Below are 18,479 nucleotides of genomic sequence, written 5' to 3'. Positions count from 1 at the left end.
CCACCCGGGGTCGCCAACGACATACAAGGCCTTAGCTGCTTTGGTTGGCTTTTTCGGCGGCTTCGATCACATCCGGGCCGATGGCGCTTTCGAACTTCTTCCACACCGGGCGCATGGCTTCACGCCACTGCTCCCGTTGTTGCGGGGTCAGGCTGATGATTTCGCTGTTGCCAAAATCGACGATTTTCTGCCGTGAGGCCTGGTTCAGCACCTCTGCCTGCTTGTTCACCTCCACCGTGACCTCGGCCATGACCTCATCCAGGGTGCTGCGCACATCCGGTGGCAGGCTGTTCCAGAACTTGGTGTTGGTGATCACCATGTAGTCGATCGCGCCATGATTGGACTCGGTGAAGAACTTCTGCACCTCATACACTTTCTGGCTCTCGTAGTTCGACCAGGTGTTCTCGGTGCCATTGACCACCCCGGTCTGCAAGCCCTGGTAGACCTCGGCAAAGCTCATCTTGCGCGGCGCGGCGCGCAGGGCCTTGAACTGTTCATCGAGCACGGCGGAAGCCTGTACGCGGAACTTCAAACCCCGGGCATCCTTGGGTTCCTGCAGGGCCTTGTTGGCGGACAACTGCTTCATGCCGTTGTGCCAGTAACCGAGGCCGGTAATGCCCTTGCCTTCCATGGATGTGAGCAGGGCCTGGCCTTGCGGGCTTTGCTGGAAGCGGTCAACCGCATGGATATCATCGAAGAGAAATGGCAGGTCGAAGATCTGGATCGGCTTGGAGTAGTGCTCGAACTTGGCCAGCGACGGCGCCAGCAGTTGCACGTCCCCCAGCAACAGCGCTTCCATTTCCTTGCCGTCACCGAACAGCGAGGAGTTCGGGTAGACCTCGACCTTGACCTGCCCTGGCAGGCGCTCCTCGGCCAGCTTCTTGAACAGCAGCGCGCCCTGCCCCTTGGGGGTGTGTTCGGCGACGACGTGGGCGAACTTGATACTGATGGGATCGGCCGCGCCCGCATGACCGGTCAATAGTGGAAGTGCGCAGGCCAAAGCCATAAGGGTGTGCTTGAACATGGGTACATACCTCTTGTTGTTATAAGTTTGGTAGTGCCTGGTGTTGCCTTCGTGCGGTTTGTGTCAGACAGGCGCAGCCCCTGCCCGCCGCACGATTCGTCGTGAATGCTCGATCACCGGCGCATCGACCATCTGCCCGTCAACCACGAACACCCCGCCTGCGGACTCAACCGCAGCCAGAATCCGCCGGGCCCGGTCCAGCTCTTCAGCCCCCGGCATGTAGGTGTCGTGAATCAAAGCAACCTGACTGGGATGGATGCACAGCAGGCCGCCAAATCCCATGTCCCGGGCATCGGCAGCCATTCGGGCCATGCCCTCGATGTTTTTGATATCCGGAAAAACGCTGTCCAGCGGCGGCGCCAGTTGCACCAGTCGGCTGTGCAGCAAAATGGCATAGCGGGCCTGGTCGAGCATGCGCTGCGCTGCGGCGCTCGTGCTGCTCAAGCCCAAGTCCAGGCCAAGGTCCAGGGCACCGAACGTCAGTCGTTCAACCCCCGCTGCCCGGGCGATGGCTTTTATTTCAAGCAAGCCCCTGGCGCTTTCGATGATCGGCCAGACGGGCTTGGCGCAAGCCGCCGCCAATTCGACCTGCACGGCGCTCTCTGCCTTGGGCAGCAATACCGCCACCACACCGGGCTGGCGACGGCACAGGTCCAGATCAGCCGCCTGTTGTTCATGCTGCGGCGCATTGATGCGAACCAGCACCCGAGCGTCGGGATTGGCCTCCAGAAACGCCTCCAGATTGGCCCGCGCCTGCACCTTGAGGTGTTCCGCCACGGCGTCCTCAAGGTCGACGATGACCGCATCGGCGCCGCTTGCCAGCGCCTTGGCAATACGCTCGGGGCGAGTGGCGGGTACAAACAGCGCTGATCGAATGACTGTTTTATTCATGGCAATTTTATTCATGGCAATGCTCCGTACCGCAGTCTGAGGCGACGGCCTCACACCGCTCCTTGTTGGTGGAGTCGCTGGATGTCCGTGGCGCCATAGCCCAGTTCGCCAAGCAGGCTGTCGGTGTGCTCGCCCAGGCGCGGCACAGCATCCATTCGCGGTTCAAAAGCGACGTTGCGTCCCGGTGGCAGCAGTGCGGGCAACTTGCCGACCGGACTGTCCACCTCGCGCCAGCGGTCACGGGCCTGAAGCTGCGGATGGGCCCACACCCCGGCCATGTCGTTGACATGGGCATTGGCAATCGACGCCCCGTCGAGCCGTGCGATGACTTCATCGGCGCTCAGGCGGGCAAATTCGTCAACGATGATGGCCCGCAACTCGGCACGATTGTCCGAGCGCCGCGCGTTGGCATTAAAGCGTACGTCGGCCGCCAACCCCGGCTGCAGCAACACCTTGTCGCAGAACTGTTGCCATTCACGCTCGTTCTGCAGGCCGAGCATCACCGTACCGCCGTCCCCCGCTGGGAACGGTCCGTAGGGGTAGATTGTGGCGTGGGCGGCCCCGGCCCGCGGAGGCGGTGCCGCGCCGTCGTAGGCGTAATACATCGGGTAATTCATCCACTCCACCAGGCTTTCCAGCATCGACACATCGATGCGGCTGCCCTCCCCGGTCTTGTCCCGCAACAGCAGGGCCGAAAGCACGCCGGTGTAGGCGTACATGCCCGCCGCGATATCGGCAATGGAGCAACCGGCTTTGGCCATGTCGTTTTCCCCCGGCCCGCCGGTGACGGACAAAAAGCCGCCTTCGCTCTGGATCAGCAAGTCGTAAGCCTTTTTCTGCTCGTAGGGCCCGCCCTCGCCGTAGCCGGAGATATCGCAGACGATCAACCTGGGAAAACGCTCATGCAGGGCTTCGAACGACAACCCCATACGCTGGGCTGCGCCCGGCGCCAGGTTCTGCACCAGCACATCGGCCGTGGCCAGCAGCTTGTCGAGAACCTCTCCCGCGTCGGGCTGCTTGACGTTCAGGGTCAGGCTTTCCTTGGAGCGGTTGGTCCACACGAAATGCGAGGCCAGGCCATTGACCCGCTCGTCATAGTCACGGGCAAAGTCACCGGAGCCGGGGCGTTCGATCTTGATCACCCGCGCGCCCAGGTCAGCCAGCTGACGGGTGCAAAACGGCGCCGCGATGGCGTGTTCCAGACTCACAACCGTGATGCCGTCCAGCGGGCGGGGTTTGAATGCCGTGTCGTTCATGATGCAGTCCCTGCAGGTGCGGCAGTGCGGGTCAGCACGTCCAGGTTGTCCAGATGGCGCAGGTGCCAGACCAGCTCCACAAGCCCCGTCGCCTGCTCGTCACTGCACGCTCCCGAGAAGGCCAGCAGGCGGCGAAACTTGTCCTCCAGCTCAGCGCGGCTCAGGGTGTTGCCCGGATCGCCCTTGGGCTCATCGATGCTCCCGGACACCGTCCGGCCCTGCACCGTCGTCACCTCCACACGGCCCAGCCAGCGCTGCGGGTAGGCGCCGTCGACGTGCTCGTCCAGCACCATGCTTACCTTGTCGCGAAACGCCCCGATGCGTGGATCGGTCAACGCGTGTTGATGAAATTCGGGCAATCCGGCCTTGCCGTAAACGGCGATCAGGCCCAGCACCGTGCCCATTGAGAATTTGGCCTGGTGAACGGTCTCTGGCACCTGCACGCGCCCCAACACGTCGATGGCGCCCTGATGGACTCGGGTGATCACGCTGGCAATGTCTTCAGCCCGCAGATTCTCGCGCTGCATCACCTCCAGCAGGGCATCCGCCGCCGGGTGCGTGTGGCGGCACGAGGCGTGAAACTTGAACGAGGTTTCAATCAGGGCCCAACGGCTGCCCAGGCTGTCGGAAAGGCATGCTGGATTGGCGTCGCTGGACATTCCTGCGGCCATGCCCTGCTCGCCTTCGAGAATATTTTTAGCGCCACTCAGGCCCTCGGCGGTGAGGTAGGCCGCCAACAGGCCGTCGGCCGCCGCCTTGGCGGTATGCAGCTGTTTGGAGTCTGCCGCGTCACGCAGAAACTCCCACAGGCCCGCCGCCTGGGTGCCCGCCGTGCCGAGCAGGTGAGTGAACTGCTCCTGATTGAAGTCCATCAACTTGCCCACCCCCACTGCCGCCGCCAGGGTGCCGACCGTGGCCGTGGTGTGGAAGATGCGGTAGTGCGAACGACCGAGGAATTCACCAATACGAATGCCGGCTTCATAACCGGCCACGGCGGCCACGATCAGGTCGCGGCCCGTTTTACCCAGATCCTGGGCAGCAGCCAGCACCGCCGCAAACACCACCGTCGCCGGGTGCAGCACGGAGCTGTTGTGCAGGTCGTCCTGCTCCACCAGGTGTGAGCTGGCGCCATTGATCAGCGCGGCGAAATACGCGGAGGTGGTCTTGCCACTGACCAGAATTGTTGCCGGTCCGCTGGCCGGGCCCATCATTGCGCCATAGCACTCGAATAACGGGATGGGGTGCGAGCCCTGGCTGGCCAGGGCCGAGCCCAGCCAGTCGAGAAACAGGTCTTCGGTACGGCTGATCACGGCTTCGGGCAACTGCTCGTAGCGCAGGCCGGCCAAAAACCCGGTGAGCGCTTGTGTGTGCTGACTCATTCAGCGTGCTCCATGGCATTCGAAAGTTCGATCAGGTTGAGGTCCGGATCAAGCAGGTAAATCGAGCGGATCGGTCCCCGGGCACCTGTACGCATGACCGGGCCTTCCAAAATCTTCACGCCCTGGGCGTGCAACTGCTCGATGACGATGTCCAGTCGGTCATTGACGATGAAGCACACGTCGGCCGACCCCGGCAGTGGATGCGTAGCCTTGGGTTCGAACTCGGCACCGGCCTGGTGCAGGTTGATTTTCTGCTGACCAAACGACAGGGCATGGCGCCCCTGGCCAAACACTACCGGCTGCATACCCAGCACACGGCTGTAGAAATCCAGACTCCTGGGAATATCACGTACCGTCAGTACCAGATGGTCGAGATGGCTGATCTGCATGCTTAATCTCCGTTAAGGCTCCAGATGTAAATTCGGGTCAATGCTTAGAAAGAACGCGGCAACTCAAGCAGGTGCTCGGCCACGTAGGACAGGATCAGGTTGGTGGAGATGGGCGCCACCTGATACAGACGGGTCTCGCGAAACTTGCGCTCGACGTCATATTCATTGGCAAAACCGAAACCGCCGTGGGTCTGCAGGCAGGTGTTGGCTGCTTCCCAACTGGCCTTGGCCGCGAGGTACTTGGCCATGTTGGCCGCAGCCCCGGCACTGCGCCCGCTGTCGTACTCCTCGCACGCACGCCAGCGCATCAAGTCCGCGGCCTCAAGCTCGATGTAGGCCTCGGCAATCGGGAACTGCACGCCCTGGTTCTGCCCGATCGGACGGCCGAACACCTCACGCTCACGGGCGTACTGCGCAGACTTTTCATTGAACCAGCGGCCATCGCCAATGCACTCGGCAGCGATCAGGGTGCGTTCGGCATTGAGCCCGTCGAGAATGTAGCGAAAGCCCTTGCCCTCTTCGCCGATCAGGCTGCTGGCGGGGATGTGCAGGTTGTCGAAGAACAGCTCGTTGGTTTCGTGATTGACCATGTTGGCAATCGGCTGCACGGTCAGGCCGTTGCCGATGGCTTCGCGCAAATCCACCAGGAAGATCGACATGCCGTCGACTTTTTTCTGCACGTCGGCCAGCGGCGTGGTGCGGGCCAGCAGGATCATCAGGTCGGAATGCTGTACCCGCGAAATCCAGACCTTCTGGCCGTTGATCACGTAGGAGTCGCCCTGACGCACGGCCGTGGTCTTGATCTTGGTGGTGTCGGTGCCGGTGGTGGGCTCGGTCACGGCCATGGATTGCAGGCGCAGCTCACCGCTGGCCAGCTTGGGCAGGTAATAGCTTTTTTGCGCTTCACTGCCGTGGCGCAGCAAAGTGAACATGTTGTACATCTGGCCATGCACGGTGCCGGAGTTACCGCCGCAGTGGTTCACTTCTTCCAGAATGATCGACGCTTCGGCCAGCCCCAGGCCCGAGCCGCCGTACTGTTCAGGGATCATCGCCGACAGCCAGCCGGCCTCGGTCATGGCGGCCACAAACGCTTCAGGAAAGCCTTTTTCTTCGTCAATCCTGCGCCAGTACTGCGCGGGAAACTCGGCACACAGGGCGCGCACACCCTCGCGAATAGCGTTGTAGTCTTCGTTCAGATACGGATTCATTGCAGATCCTTATTGTCATTATTCAGTCGAAGGTCACTTCGCTCTTTTGGGCAATACCTTCAGCATTGCCCACCCACAACTCAGCCCTGCCCGCCGCGGCAATGCGACCGCTCACGTCAAAGGGATGAGGCGCAATCAATGGGCGCAGGCCGCGATAAGCGAAGCGGCGCAGCCGTGCATCGGGATTGGCCTGGCAGAACGCGCGCACACTGAGCGTGGCCATCAGCGGGCCGTGAACCACCAGCCCCGGGTAGCCCTCGACCTCGGTCGCATAGGGCCAGTCGTAGTGGATGCGGTGCCCATTGAAGGTCACGGCCGAATAACGGAACAACAAGGTGGGGGTAGGCGTGACGGACTCCTGCCAGGCGCCTTCGGGCATCGGGTCGCCGCTCGCCAGCTTGGGAGGCGTCGGCTCGCGGTAGACGATGTCCTGTTCTTCACGGATCGCCAACTGGCCGTCTTGAAAGTAGTCATGCTGCACCGTGACAAACAGCAGAGCGCCGGTCTTGCCGTGTTTTTCCTGGACATCGGTGATGGTGGAGAGGCGCGTCGCCTGAGCGCCCACCTTCAGCGGGATGTGGAATTCGATACGCCCGCCCGCCCACATGCGGTTGCGGTTATCGGCGGGTGGCAGGAAGCCCCCGCGTGCCGGATGGCCATCGCCACCCAGCTCGCCCGGCGCCACTGCGCTCTGGAAAAAACACCACTGCCACAATGGCGGCAGCGGCTCACCGGCCAGTGGCGCCTGCTCGCCGAAGGTCGCGGCGATGCGGGTGACCAGGTTAAGGCTCAGACAGTCATGGCACTCTTCAGTGCGACCGATCCAGGCAGACAGTGCGTTATCGCTCATCGGTGATTGCCCCGTGGCTTGTTATTTTGACCATGATTGCCAAAAGCACAGCGATCTGTGAATCTGCGTTTCGGTAAGGGGGCGTTCGGTTTTGCTTAACGCCGCAGCCACACAGCAGCATTCATGCCCTGGGAAAATCTGCATGCACTTTGATCTCGTCGACCTGCGCCTGTTTATCCATATCGCCGAATCCCCCAGCATGACCCAGGGTGCGCGCAAGGCATTCATCTCCCCGGCAGCCGCCAGCGCCCGGATCAAAAGCCTGGAAGAAAACCTCGCCAGCCGCCTGCTCTACCGTGACAGTCGGGGCGTTGAACTCACACCTGCGGGGGAACTGTTCCTGCACCATGCCCGCGTGATCATGCGGCAGGTGGACTACCTGAAAAGCGAGTTCACCGAGTACGGCACCGAGTCATCGGGGCATATCAGGATCTTTGCCAACACCACGGCGGCCACGGAGTTCTTGCCCGAAATCCTTGCAGGCTTTCTCGCCGAACGTCCGGGGGTGACGGTTGACCTGCAGGAGCGATTGAGCCGCGACATTGTTCGGGGCGTGCTGGAGGGCTCGACGGACATGGGCATCATTGCCGGCCCGGTCGAGGCCGACAGTTTGCAGGTCATACACTTCAGTACTGACCAGCTGGTACTGGTCACGCCCCTCGACCATCCCCTGGCCGGGCGCACAACCATCAAGCTGGCGGAGACCCTGGCCTATGCGCACATCGGTTTGCACGAAGGCACCACCCTGCTGCGTTTCTTGAGCGAACAGGTGGCCCTGCACGGCAATACGCTGAACATGCGGATCAAGGTCTACAGCTTTGAAGCGATGTGCCGGATGGTCGAAGCGGGCGTGGGCCTGGCCATCCTGCCGGAGTCTTCGGCCCGTCGACATCAACAGACCATGGGCCTGTCAGTCATCGAGCTCGACGAGCCCTGGCGCGTGCGGGAGCGAAGCATTCTGGTCCGTGATCTTGAGGCTCTGCCAAAGGTCATCCGCAGCTTGATAGATAGGTTGCTGGCGCAAAACGAGGGTTCTGCCCAGCCTCTGAATCCGTCCGATCACCCCGCTCCCACCCCTGTTTAACGCAACTGAAACCAGGTGGTTTTCAGTTGCGTGTACTTGTCAAACGAGTGCAGCGACAGATCGCGCCCGAAACCGGACTGCTTGCCTCCGCCAAAGGGAACCGCCACATCCAGAGCGTCGACGGTATTGACCGACACCGTACCGGCATTCAGGGCACGGGCCACACGGTGGGCACGATTCAGGTCATCGCTCCACACCGACGCCGCCAGGCCGTAAATGCTGTCGTTGGCTTGCGCCACGGCCTCCTCTTCAGTATCAAAGGCGCTGACGGCCAGGACGGGACCAAACACCTCTTCACGGGAAATGCTCATGGCGCTGTTCACGTTGGCGAATATCGTCGGCTGGATAAAGTTTGAAGAGCCATTGATGGTCAGCTGTTCACCACCGCTCAACAACGTGGCACCACCCGCAGTGGCCTGGCCGATGGCTTTCATGATGCGGGCTGTTTGCTCGCTGTCGACGATGGCGCCCGCAGCGCTTCCCGGGTTCAGGGGATCACCGGGCAACCAGGCGCGGGACTTGCTGATCAGGCGCTCGACGAATTCGTCGTGGATGGAGCGCTGCACGTAGAGCCGGGAGTTGGCCGAGCACACTTCACCCTGATTGAAGAAAATGCCGAAGGCGGCTTTTTCCGCAGCCAGGTCCAGATCCTGGCAGTCTTCGAACACCAGGTTCGGGCTCTTGCCACCGCACTCCAGCCAGACCTGCTTGAGGTTGGACTGCGCGGCATACTGCATGAAGTACTTGCCGACCTGGGTGGAACCGGTGAACACCAGGCAATCAACGTCGGGATGCAAGCCGAGGGCCTTGCCGGCGCTCTCGCCCAGGCCGGGCACCACGTTCAGCACACCTTCCGGGATACCGGCCTCCAAGGCGAGCTGGGCCAGGCGCAACGCAGAAAATGGCGATTGCTCCGCCGGTTTCAGCACCACGCTGTTGCCGGCAGCCAATGCGGGGGCCAGTTTCCAGGCGGCCATGTCCAGCGGAAAATTCCACGGCACCACCGCGGCAACAACCCCCAGCGCTTCCCGGGTGATGGTGGCCAGTGCGTTATGAGCCGTAGGTGCGACCTGATCATAGACCTTGTCGAGGGCTTCGCCGTACCAGGCAAAAACGTGTGCGGCGCCGGGTACATCCACGTTGTAGGCATCCATCACCGGCTTGCCCATGTTCAGCGAATCCAGCAGCGCCAGCTCTTCGCGGTGGGCCATCAGCAGCCCGGACAACTTGATCAGGATTTTCTTGCGCTCCCCCGGGGCCATGCGCCGCCAAGGGCCTGTGTTAAAGGCGCGCCGTGCTGAGCGCACTGCCAGGTTGACTTCTTGTTCGCCGCACGCGGCGACACGGGCCAGCAATTGATTGGTCGCCGGGTTGATGGCGTCGAAGGTCGCCCCGGACATCGAACTCACTGGCTGGCCGTCGATCAGCGCGGTGTCAATGAAGGTTTGGCGGGCAACACGCTGCTGCCAGTAGTCAAGGTTGAACATGTCAGTACTCCCAAGTGGATTTTTTTGTAGTTATTCCGCGATTTTCAAATCCGGCATGCCCACCCGGAACCCCCGGGTGACGCCCAGCAGACACAGGAGCCCCAGGCCCATCCAGCACAGACCAATGAGGAACGACATGCTCGAAAGGCTCGTCCACAACCAGAGGGTGCTGAGGAACCCCAGCCCCGGCAGCACGGCGTACATCAGGTAGTTGCGGCGTCCGCGCAGCTTCTGATCAATCAGGTAATGCTTGATCACTGCCAGATTCACCGCCGAGAACGCGAACAGCGCGCCAAAGCTGATCATGTTGGCGACGGTATCCAGGGTGATGAACAGGGCAATCAGAGAGAACAGACTGACCAGGATGATCGCGTTGGCAGGCACCCGTTTTTTCGAGACCAGCTTGCCGAGTACGCGGGGCAATGCTCCGTCCCGTCCCATTGCAAACAGCACGCGGGAGACACTGGCCTGGGACACCATTGCCGAGGCGAAACAGCCCGCCACATAGGTCGCGGTAAACGCAGTCACCAGCAGTTCGCCACCGACGCGACGCATCACGTCCACCGACGCCGAATCCGGGTCGGCGAAGCTGTTCCATTCCGGAAAAACCATCTGGGCACAATACGAAACCACCAGAAACAGCAGCCCTCCGACCAACGACACCACCATGATGGCGAGCGGAATCGTACGCTTGGGGTCAGGGGTTTCTTCGGCCATGGTCGACACCGCATCGAAGCCCAGAAATGACAGGCACAGCACGGCTGCCCCCGTCATGATCAACGGCACGCTGAAGCCTTCATGGTGGAAGGGCTCGAGCAGTGAAAGCGGTTCGGAATGCCCGCTCAGGGTGTTCACTGACAACGCCACGAACACCACGATGAAGACCAGTTGGGCAACGATCAGTATCCAGTTGACCCGGGTGATGGACTCGATACCCACCAGGTTGAGTACCGTCACCAGGGCAATGGAGCCGAGCACCCACACCGCGGTCGGAATGGCGGGAAAGTACTCGGACATGTAGATGCCGATCAGCAAATAGCTGAGCAACGGCAGGAAGATGTAGTCCAGCAATAACGTCCAGCCGGCAATAAAGCCGAAATAGGCACCAAATGCCTTGCGCGTATAGGTGTAGACCGATCCTGAATAAGGGTGCGCCTGAACCATGCGTCCATAGCTGTAGGCGGTCAGCAGCATGGCCGCGAGCGTCAACAGGTAGGCGGTCGGCAGGTGCCCCTTGGTCATCTGGGTGACCAGGCCGTAGGTGGTAAACACCGCCAGCGGGACCATGTAGGCCAGGCCGAAAAGAACCAGTCCGACAAGGCCCAGCGGTTGTCGAAACCTGCGGGCCGACGTTGCGCTGGAGGAGGAATGATGGGAGGGAGTATCGGCCACGTTTGTTATTGTATTCATTGCTGACTCCTGGAAATTGGAATGCAGGGCGCCGCGGCATTCGATGAAATCGATACCGTTAGTGAATCATTCGTTGAAAGTGGTGATGTGCACGCAGGGCGATGTAACGATGTCGCCCACCACCCCGGATGCGGGGTGGTGGGCCGATCACTTCACAGTTTTCCCGCGATCCGTGCGGTGCGGTCTACTGCAATGCGGGTCTTCTCGACCAGCTCGTCCAGTTCGCCTCGGGTTGCTACCAGGGCGGGCGCCATGATCATGCGGCCCAATGTCGAGCGAATGATGACGCCCTCTTCAAAACCAAAGGTGCGGCACTGCCAGGCCAGGTCGTTTTCATTGTCGAAGCGTTTGCGCGTGCTCTTGTCCTCGGCGAACTGCAAGGCCGCGAGCAAGCCCGTGCCCTGGATCTCGCCGATCATCGGGTGATGGGCGAACACTTCGCGCAGGATCTGTTGCAGGTATGGCCCGGTGTCTTCCTTCACCGTGCGTACGATGCCTTCATCACGCAGCGCCTTGAGGTTGGCCAGCGCCACCGCTGCCGCGACCGGGTGCCCGGAGTAGGTCAGGCCGTGGGCGAAGACCCCGCCCTGCTCCACCAGCGCATCGGCAATGCGCTTGCTCAGCACCAGGCCGCCCATCGGTATGTAACCGGAGGTCAGGCCCTTGGCGATCGACAGGGTATCTGGTTCAAAACCGAAGTACTCATGAGCAAACCACTCGCCGGTGCGACCAAAGCCACCAATCACCTCATCGGCGCAGAGCAGTACATCGTACTGGCGGCAGATGCGTTGAATCTCGGGCCAGTAGCTTTCTGGAGGGAAAATCATCCCGCCCGCGCCCTGGAACGGTTCCGCGATAAAGCCCGCTACGTTTTCGGCGCCCAGTTCGAGGATCTTTTCTTCCAGTTGCAGGGCACAGCGACGACCGAACTCAGTCGGAGTCAACTCGCCGCCCTGGGCGTACCAATACGGCTCATCGATATGGGCGACGTCGGGAATCATGCCCCCCATTTCGTGCATGAACTTCATGCCGCCCAGCGCAGAAGCCGCGAGGGTGGAACCGTGGTAGCCATTCCAGCGGCCGATCATGATTTTTTTCTGCGGCTTGCCGACCACTTGCCAGTAGCGGCGCACGGTACGGATCAGCACTTCGTTGGCTTCGGAGCCGGAGTTGGTGTAGATCACGTGACTGTAGTGACCCGGTAGCAGGCTGAACAGCAACTCGGACAGTTCGATCACCGCCGGATGGGTGGTGTGAAAGAACATGTTGTAGTACGACAGCTGGTCCATCTGCGCGGCGGCAGCGGCGGTCAAGTCCTTGCGACCATAGCCGAGCTGGGTGCACCACAGCCCCGACATACCGTCCAGGTAGCGCTTGCCTTCGCTGTCCCATAGATACAGTCCCTTGCCCCGCACCATCACTCGCGGGCCTTCGGCATTCAGGGCTTTTTGATCCACAAAGGCGTGGATGTGGTGGGCCGCGTCAGCCTGCTGGTAATCCTCAGTCTGGCGCTTCAACTCGAATGGTAAATTCATGGTTTTCTCTTTTTGTTGGGAGTCACACAAGGGCAAGCGCACCGCTCAGCGGTTCTTGCTCATGTAGCTTTCAAGGGGGTCTTTGCTGAGCACCCCCTGGGCTTCTGCCAGGGAATCGATAAACAGGGAAAACAGTTCCGATTGCGTACCGATATCCAGCTTGCTGTAGATGTTCTTGCGGTGGGACTTGATGGTGTCTTCCGTGACCCCAAGGCGTTCGGCCAGAGAACGTGTGGAGTGGCCGCGCAAGATCAGCTGGGCAATCCGGCATTCGCGCTCGGTCAGCAGCGACGAGCCAAAGTTGTTCAGGGCCGAATGGATTCGCTGTTCCAGCAGGTTTTCGAAGCGCGATCCCCGGGCATCCAGACCGACGAAATGCTTGCCCAGCACCGCCAGCACCCAGGGCGCTATCCGCTTGAACTGCTGGGTGGTGGTTGCGTCCAGTTTTTGCGTAAACGCCAGTGACACCGACAGGCTCAGCCCGGCACTGGACTGCAGGATGTAGTTCAACTCATCTTCCAGATGGGAGTGACGGTAAAACGACTGGAAGTATTCGCCGAGTTCGAAGTGATCGGGGGCAACATCCTCAAGGTTGTAACACCCTGAACTGACGCCTTCGATGCAGGCCCCGTAGAACGGGTCCAGCAAATAGAACCCGGACAGGTACTGGCGCACATTGCCTTGTGGCAACCAGGGGCCTTCCAGTTCGAACAACGCACTGGGCATGCCCCCGTGGGGGTACAGGTACAACGTGGTCGCCTGAATGGGCCAGATACATCCCAGGGCTTCGAACAACGTAGCGGTGAAGCCCGCTTGCCCGATGCTCTCGGTCACTCTGGCCATCTGTTCGAACCATTGCGCAGATGAAAGCCGGTCGTTTTCCACTTCAAAGACTCGCCGAAAGTACGGTTGAGTACGACACCACGTCACTGGCGCCAAGGAGTGGAGTGATACTCCCACACCCTGAAAATCATCGAAATCACCCGTTAGGGTGAGGAGCCTGGCCACCCCGGCCTGGCCACGGTCAAGGCGTCAGCCCGTCTGGCACAAGGGTCCTGAGCACCGTGTGCATGCCGTTTCGCGCGTTGATACAGGGGCAATATTGAGTAATCAGGGCGAGAACTTCTGCATTCAATTTTTATGCTCACTTCCCAGCTTAATAATATTTTATTTAAAACTGCCCTCCCCCTAGCCTTGAAGTCATGCACGAACTGAATCCAACTGCATTACGCAAGGACAGAGACATGACGGTAGCGATAACAAAAATAGACACCCTGGTGGTGGGAGCCGGTCAGGCTGGCGTGGCCATGAGTGAGCACCTGAGCAAGCAAGGCGTGCCGCACCTGGTACTGGAGCGCAGTCGTATTGCCGAACGCTGGCGCACCGGGCGCTGGGATTCGCTGGTGGCCAACGGACCTGCCTGGCATGACCGGTTTCCGGGTATGGCATTCGATGACGTCGCCGACGATGGCTTTGCGCCAAAAGAGCGGGTGGCGGATTACTTTGAAGCCTATGCACGCAAGTTCAATGCGCCGATCCGAACCGGCGTGGACGTTCTGTCTGTAACCCGCAATATCGGACGCCCGGGCTTTACCGTGCATACCAGCGAAGGCGTGATCGAAGCCAACCGCGTGGTGGCGGCGACCGGGCCATTCCAGAAACCGGTGATTCCGGCGATTGCACCTCAAGACACCGCGTTGCATCAGATTCACTCCGCCGACTATCGCAACCCTTCGCAGCTGCCGGCTGGGGCCGTTCTGGTGGTGGGTGCGGGTTCTTCCGGCGTGCAGATCGCCGATGAATTGCAACGCTCCGGTCGCCAGGTGTACCTGTCCGTCGGTGCCCACGACCGCCCGCCCCGCGCCTATCGCAACCGCGATTTCTGCTGGTGGCTGGGTGTGCTGGGCGAGTGGGATCAGGCGGCGATGAAGCCTGGCCGCGAGCACGTGACCATTGCGGTAAGCGGCGCCCAGGGTGGCAAAACCATCGATTTTCGCGAGCTGGCCCAGCAAGGCATGACGCTGGTTGGCCTGACCCAATCGTTCAATGGCAGCGTCGCCCGTTTCCAGCCCAACCTGCTGGAAAACCTGGCCCGCGGTGATGAGAACTACCTGGCCCTGCTGGATGCCGCCGATGCCTATGTAGAGCGTAACGGCCTGGACTTACCTGCGGAACCGCAAGCCCGTCGCGTGTTTGCTGATGCGCCGTGCATCAAGAACCCGATCCTGGAACTGGATCTGGCCACGGCGGGTATCACGTCGATCATCTGGGCCACCGGGTTTGCCGTGGACTACAGCTGGTTGAAGGTCGATGCGTTCGACGCCACCGGCAAGCCCCAGCACCAGCGCGGCGTATCGAGCGAGTCCGGGATCTACTTCCTTGGCTTGCCGTGGCAGTCGCGTCGAGGCTCTTCGTTTATCTGGGGCGTCTGGCACGACGCCAAGCACGTGGCCGACCACATCGCCACCCAGCGCAAATACCTCGACTACCGCCAAGCCCCTGCCGTGGCTCGCCATCCGACTGTCAGCGCCTGATCACTTTTTTCGGAGTTTATTTGATGCCTACTCACACTCGCATCCGCATGTTCAACACCAAGGAAACCTACCCTAACCAAACCCTGGACAACGACCTGTGCCAGGCCGTGCGCGCCGGCAACACCGTGTATGTGCGCGGCCAGGTGGGCACCGATTTCGAAGGCAGGCTCGTTGGCCTGGGAGACCCAAGGGCCCAGACCGAGCAAGCCATGCGTAACGTCAAGCAACTGCTCGAAGAAGCGGGCAGCGACCTGAGCCATATCGTCAAGACCACCACCTACCTGATCGACCCGCGCTACCGCGAGCCGGTTTACCAGGAAGTCGGCAAATGGCTCAAGGGGGTGTTTCCGATCTCTACCGGACTGGTGGTGTCGGCCCTCGGGCAGCCCCAGTGGCTGATGGAAATCGATGTGATCGCGGTTATCCCGGAGTAAGGAGGCTACCCATGACGTTTTCAATCGTTGGCCGTTGCGCGGACACCGGCCAGTTGGGCATCGCCATCAGTTCATCGAGTATTGCCGTGGGGGCCCGCTGCCCCTGGTTGCGTCCCGGTGTTGGCGCGGTTTCAACCCAGAACATCACCCTGCCGGCCCTGGGCCCGGACGTGCTGGACTTGCTGGAACGGGGCCTCGCCCCGGCCGCAGCGCTGGACAAGGCGCTTACGAGCAATGGCTACAGCCAGTACCGGCAACTGACGGCGATTGATCACCTGGGCCGCACCGTGCATTTCAGCGGCAGCGAGACCCTGGGTACCCACAATGGGGTCGCGGGCGAACAATGCGTGGCGGCGGGCAACATGCTGGCCGACCGCGCAGTGATCGAGGCCATGGTCCTGGCGTTCGAGCAAGGCGAAGGCCAACTGGCGGACCGGCTGCTGGCCGCCATGCATGCCGCCATCGACGCTGGCGGCGAGGCCGGCCCGGTGCATTCCGCCGCGCTGGTGGTGGTGGGCGAACTGACCTGGCCGATCATCAACCTGCGGGTGGACTGGGCCGATGAGCGCCCGATCACTGAACTGCAGAAACTCTGGGACGCTTATCGCCCGCAAGTGCAGGACTACATCGACCGCGCCATCGCTCCCGACCGTTCCCCCGGCTACGGCGTGGCCGGAGATGATCGATGAGTAGCAGCCGCGATCTGCTGCACAAGCTGGTGGGGTTTGACACCACCAGCCGCGAGTCCAACCTGCAACTGATCGACTTTGTGCGCGATTACCTGGCCGGGTTCGGTGTGGCCAGTGAGTTGGTCTACAACGAAGAGCGCAGCAAGGCCAACCTGTTCGCCAGTATTGGCCCGCAAGGACTGGCGGGTATTGTGCTGTCGGGACACACCGACGTGGTGCCGGTGGATGGCCAGCCATGGACAGTGCCACCGTTTGAGCTGACTGAGCGCGACGGCAAGCTGTTTGGCCGGGGCACGGCGGATATGAAGGGTTACATCGCTTGTGTGCTGGCGTTGGTCCCGGCGCTGATTCAGGCGCCGTTGCGCATGCCGGTGCATATCGCCCTGTCGTACGACGAAGAAGTCGGCTGCCTGGGCGTGCGCTCGTTGCTCAAGGTACTGGAGCAGCGGCCGGTGAAGCCGATGTTGTGCATTATCGGCGAACCGACGCAGCTCAAGCCGGTACTCGGCCATAAAGGCAAGCTCGCCATGCGCTGTGATGTGCAGGGCGAGGCGTGTCATTCGGCCTATGCGCCCTATGGCGTGAATGCCATCGAGCATGCCGCCGCGTTGATTGGCGAGTTGGGGCGTATAGGGCACCAACTACAGGAGACACAGGATCCCCGTTTTGATCCGCCGTTCAGCACCGTGCAAACCGGGGTGATTACCGGGGGCAAAGCGCTGAACATCGTGCCTGCCGATTGCCGGTTTGATTTCGAGATTCGCGCATTGCCGTCCCAGGACCCGAGTGAGGTGGCGTCGCAGTTGAAGGCGTACGCCGAGCAACAGGTGTTGCCACGCATGCAGGCCGTCAGCGCGCAGAGTGCGATCCGCTTTACCGAGTTGTCTGCGTACCCGGGCCTGGTGACTGATGAGCGCAGCCAGGCGGCTGAGTTGATTGCAGCGTTCAGCGGCTCGCGGGAATTCGGCACCGTCGCGTTTGGCACCGAAGGTGGGCTGTTCGATGCCGTGGGCATTCCCACGGTGGTCTGCGGGCCCGGCAGCATGGACCAGGGGCACAAGCCGGATGAGTTTGTGAGTGTGGCTCAGTTGGCGGGATGTGATGCCATGCTGCTGCGGATGCTGCACTCGATCCGCACCTGATACCCCAAACGATACCCATCAACTGTGGGAGCCGGGCAAGCCCGGCTCCCACAGTTCTAGCCCAGTAACTGCGCCAGTTCTTCACGGCAGTAGTCGACAAACAGCTGCACCGGCTTGGTCAATGGTGCGCGACGCAGCCACACAGCCGACAAGCCTGAACCCGTGACCGTTTCAGCAAGCGGCACACACACGACTTTCTGGCCGTCATAGGTGTACTCGGTGAACGGTTTGGTCACCAGTATCGAAAAGCCGAACCCCCTGCCCACCATCCCCCGAACCATCTCGATCGACGGCGAACTGAACACGATATTCGGCGTCAACCCGCGCTCTTCGAATATGCTCACGAAGTAGGTCCGGCTGGGCAGCACATCCAGCAGAATCATCGGCTCCAGGACCAGATCCGCCAGGGACACTCTGGCTTGCTGTGCAAAGCGGTGATCGGCCGGTAACAGGGCGTATGGCTGCTGCGGCGGCATCAGTGGCGCAGTCTCGATGGCGGTTCCCAGGTCGTGTTCAAACAGCATCGCCACATCAATAGTGCCTGCGGTGAGCGCCTGTACCAGCTCCTGCTGCTCACCGTCGCGAATGCGGATTTCCACCCCGGGCCAACGCGCCTTGAAGCCGGCGATCAAACGCGGCAAGTACAGCGGTGCGACGGTTTCAAAGCAGCCGATATCGATCTGCCCCGCCACCACGTCATTGTCGGCCAGGGCGTTTTGTTCGAACTCATGGGCCACTCGCAACAACTCCAGCGCCTTGCGGTAAAACCGTGCGCCACTGGGAGTGAGTGACACGCCCTGGGCGTGATGGCGGATAAACAGCTGCACACCAAAGCTGTCTTCCAGTTGCTTGATCGCGGTCGAGACGGACGGTTGTGCGATGTAAAGCTTGCGCGACGCTTCGGCGACGCTGCCGCAGTCGGCCGTGGTCACAAAATATCTGAGTTGGCGCAGGTTGTAGGCAGCCATCGGAACCTCGGGAAACGTGGGATTTCGCCCCAAACCAGTGCAAGAAAAAGCTGTTTTATTCAGCGTTCACGGAGCATGCAACATACCGGAGCAAAAAAGCCCGGGAGATACTTTTTTTAATGTCTATAGCAACAAACTTACTAATTTACCTCCCTGCCCCCATTACAGATGATCACTCCAACAACAAAGCGCCGCCCTG

At 61.1% G+C, this 18,479-nt stretch carries 17 protein-coding genes; 5 read left to right on the top strand and 12 right to left on the bottom strand.

From position 1 onward, the window contains the following. Positions 1 to 31: 31 nt before the first annotated feature. The 7 genes from AC19YQ_RS19715 to AC19YQ_RS19685 form a co-directional block, all read right to left on the bottom strand. Positions 32 to 1,024, bottom strand: coding sequence for a TRAP transporter substrate-binding protein (locus AC19YQ_RS19715; protein WP_133076916.1), 993 nt, complete (start codon positions 1,022 to 1,024; stop codon positions 32 to 34). 63 nt (positions 1,025 to 1,087) lie between these two features. Continuing rightward, entirely contained in the window at positions 1,088 to 1,915 is an 828-nt protein-coding gene (locus tag AC19YQ_RS19710; protein ID WP_500595744.1) for an HpcH/HpaI aldolase/citrate lyase family protein, read from the bottom strand. 50 nt (positions 1,916 to 1,965) lie between these two features. Further along, positions 1,966 to 3,171, bottom strand: coding sequence for a CaiB/BaiF CoA transferase family protein (locus AC19YQ_RS19705; RefSeq protein ID WP_339474466.1), 1,206 nt, complete (start codon positions 3,169 to 3,171; stop codon positions 1,966 to 1,968). Further along, positions 3,168 to 4,550 carry an MmgE/PrpD family protein gene (locus AC19YQ_RS19700; RefSeq protein ID WP_500595734.1) on the bottom strand — a complete coding sequence of 461 codons (1,383 nt, stop codon included), beginning with the start codon at positions 4,548 to 4,550 and terminating at the stop codon, positions 3,168 to 3,170. The genes AC19YQ_RS19705 and AC19YQ_RS19700 overlap by 4 nt, the downstream gene beginning before the upstream one ends. Beyond that, positions 4,547 to 4,939 carry a VOC family protein gene (locus AC19YQ_RS19695; RefSeq protein ID WP_500595733.1) on the bottom strand — a complete coding sequence of 131 codons (393 nt, stop codon included), beginning with the start codon at positions 4,937 to 4,939 and terminating at the stop codon, positions 4,547 to 4,549. The genes AC19YQ_RS19700 and AC19YQ_RS19695 overlap by 4 nt, the downstream gene beginning before the upstream one ends. A 44-nt stretch (positions 4,940 to 4,983) precedes the next feature. Further along, positions 4,984 to 6,147 (bottom strand): acyl-CoA dehydrogenase family protein, encoded by a 1,164-nt coding sequence (locus AC19YQ_RS19690; RefSeq protein WP_133076921.1) that lies wholly within the window; start codon positions 6,145 to 6,147, stop codon positions 4,984 to 4,986. 22 nt (positions 6,148 to 6,169) lie between these two features. Next, the gene (locus AC19YQ_RS19685) at positions 6,170 to 6,997 is read right to left on the bottom strand and encodes an HTD2 family dehydratase (protein WP_500595732.1); all 828 of its coding nucleotides are present in this window, start codon (positions 6,995 to 6,997) and stop codon (positions 6,170 to 6,172) included. A 142-nt stretch (positions 6,998 to 7,139) separates the two neighbouring features. On the opposite strand from AC19YQ_RS19685, the gene AC19YQ_RS19680 reads away from it, so the two are divergent. After that, positions 7,140 to 8,081 carry a LysR family transcriptional regulator gene (locus AC19YQ_RS19680; protein WP_500595730.1) on the top strand — a complete coding sequence of 314 codons (942 nt, stop codon included), beginning with the start codon at positions 7,140 to 7,142 and terminating at the stop codon, positions 8,079 to 8,081. Here the strand turns inward: AC19YQ_RS19680 and AC19YQ_RS19675 are convergent. The 4 genes from AC19YQ_RS19675 to AC19YQ_RS19660 all read right to left on the bottom strand — a co-directional run bounded on the left by AC19YQ_RS19675 (position 8,078) and on the right by AC19YQ_RS19660 (position 13,356). Next, complete coding sequence (locus AC19YQ_RS19675; RefSeq protein ID WP_500595729.1) at positions 8,078 to 9,568, bottom strand: aldehyde dehydrogenase; 1,491 nt, start codon at positions 9,566 to 9,568, stop codon at positions 8,078 to 8,080. The genes AC19YQ_RS19680 and AC19YQ_RS19675 overlap by 4 nt on opposite strands. Positions 9,569 to 9,598: 30 nt before the next feature. Next, positions 9,599 to 10,978: an APC family permease gene (locus AC19YQ_RS19670; RefSeq protein ID WP_500595728.1), complete on the bottom strand. Its 1,380-nt coding sequence runs from the start codon at positions 10,976 to 10,978 to the stop codon at positions 9,599 to 9,601. A gap of 152 nt (positions 10,979 to 11,130) precedes the next feature. Beyond that, positions 11,131 to 12,513 (bottom strand): aspartate aminotransferase family protein, encoded by a 1,383-nt coding sequence (locus AC19YQ_RS19665; RefSeq protein ID WP_339474459.1) that lies wholly within the window; start codon positions 12,511 to 12,513, stop codon positions 11,131 to 11,133. A 45-nt stretch (positions 12,514 to 12,558) separates the two neighbouring features. Then, positions 12,559 to 13,356, bottom strand: a complete 798-nt coding sequence (locus tag AC19YQ_RS19660; protein WP_133076927.1) for a LuxR C-terminal-related transcriptional regulator — start codon at positions 13,354 to 13,356, stop codon at positions 12,559 to 12,561. Between the two features lie 359 nt (positions 13,357 to 13,715). On the opposite strand from AC19YQ_RS19660, the gene AC19YQ_RS19655 reads away from it, so the two are divergent. From AC19YQ_RS19655 to argE, 4 genes are read left to right on the top strand one after another with little or no spacing between them, the layout of a single operon-like run. Next, complete coding sequence (locus AC19YQ_RS19655; RefSeq protein ID WP_326397974.1) at positions 13,716 to 15,047, top strand: flavin-containing monooxygenase; 1,332 nt, start codon at positions 13,716 to 13,718, stop codon at positions 15,045 to 15,047. Positions 15,048 to 15,070: 23 nt separating this feature from the next. Next, a complete protein-coding gene (locus AC19YQ_RS19650) occupies positions 15,071 to 15,481 on the top strand; it encodes a RidA family protein (protein WP_133076929.1) in 411 nt (136 codons plus the stop codon). A gap of 11 nt (positions 15,482 to 15,492) precedes the next feature. After that, positions 15,493 to 16,170 (top strand): DUF1028 domain-containing protein, encoded by a 678-nt coding sequence (locus AC19YQ_RS19645; protein WP_019826351.1) that lies wholly within the window; start codon positions 15,493 to 15,495, stop codon positions 16,168 to 16,170. Beyond that, entirely contained in the window at positions 16,167 to 17,312 is a 1,146-nt protein-coding gene (argE, locus tag AC19YQ_RS19640; protein WP_500595727.1) for an acetylornithine deacetylase, read from the top strand. Before AC19YQ_RS19645 ends, argE begins: the two co-directional genes overlap by 4 nt. Positions 17,313 to 17,368: 56 nt before the next feature. Here argE and AC19YQ_RS19635 read toward each other — a convergent pair whose 3' ends face one another. Then, positions 17,369 to 18,280 (bottom strand): LysR substrate-binding domain-containing protein, encoded by a 912-nt coding sequence (locus AC19YQ_RS19635; protein WP_019826348.1) that lies wholly within the window; start codon positions 18,278 to 18,280, stop codon positions 17,369 to 17,371. Between the last annotated feature and the right edge of the window lie 199 nt (positions 18,281 to 18,479).

The sequence above is a fragment of the Pseudomonas sp. MF06569 genome (assembly GCF_059862735.1).
This window is presented reverse-complemented; position numbering and strand designations above follow the sequence as displayed.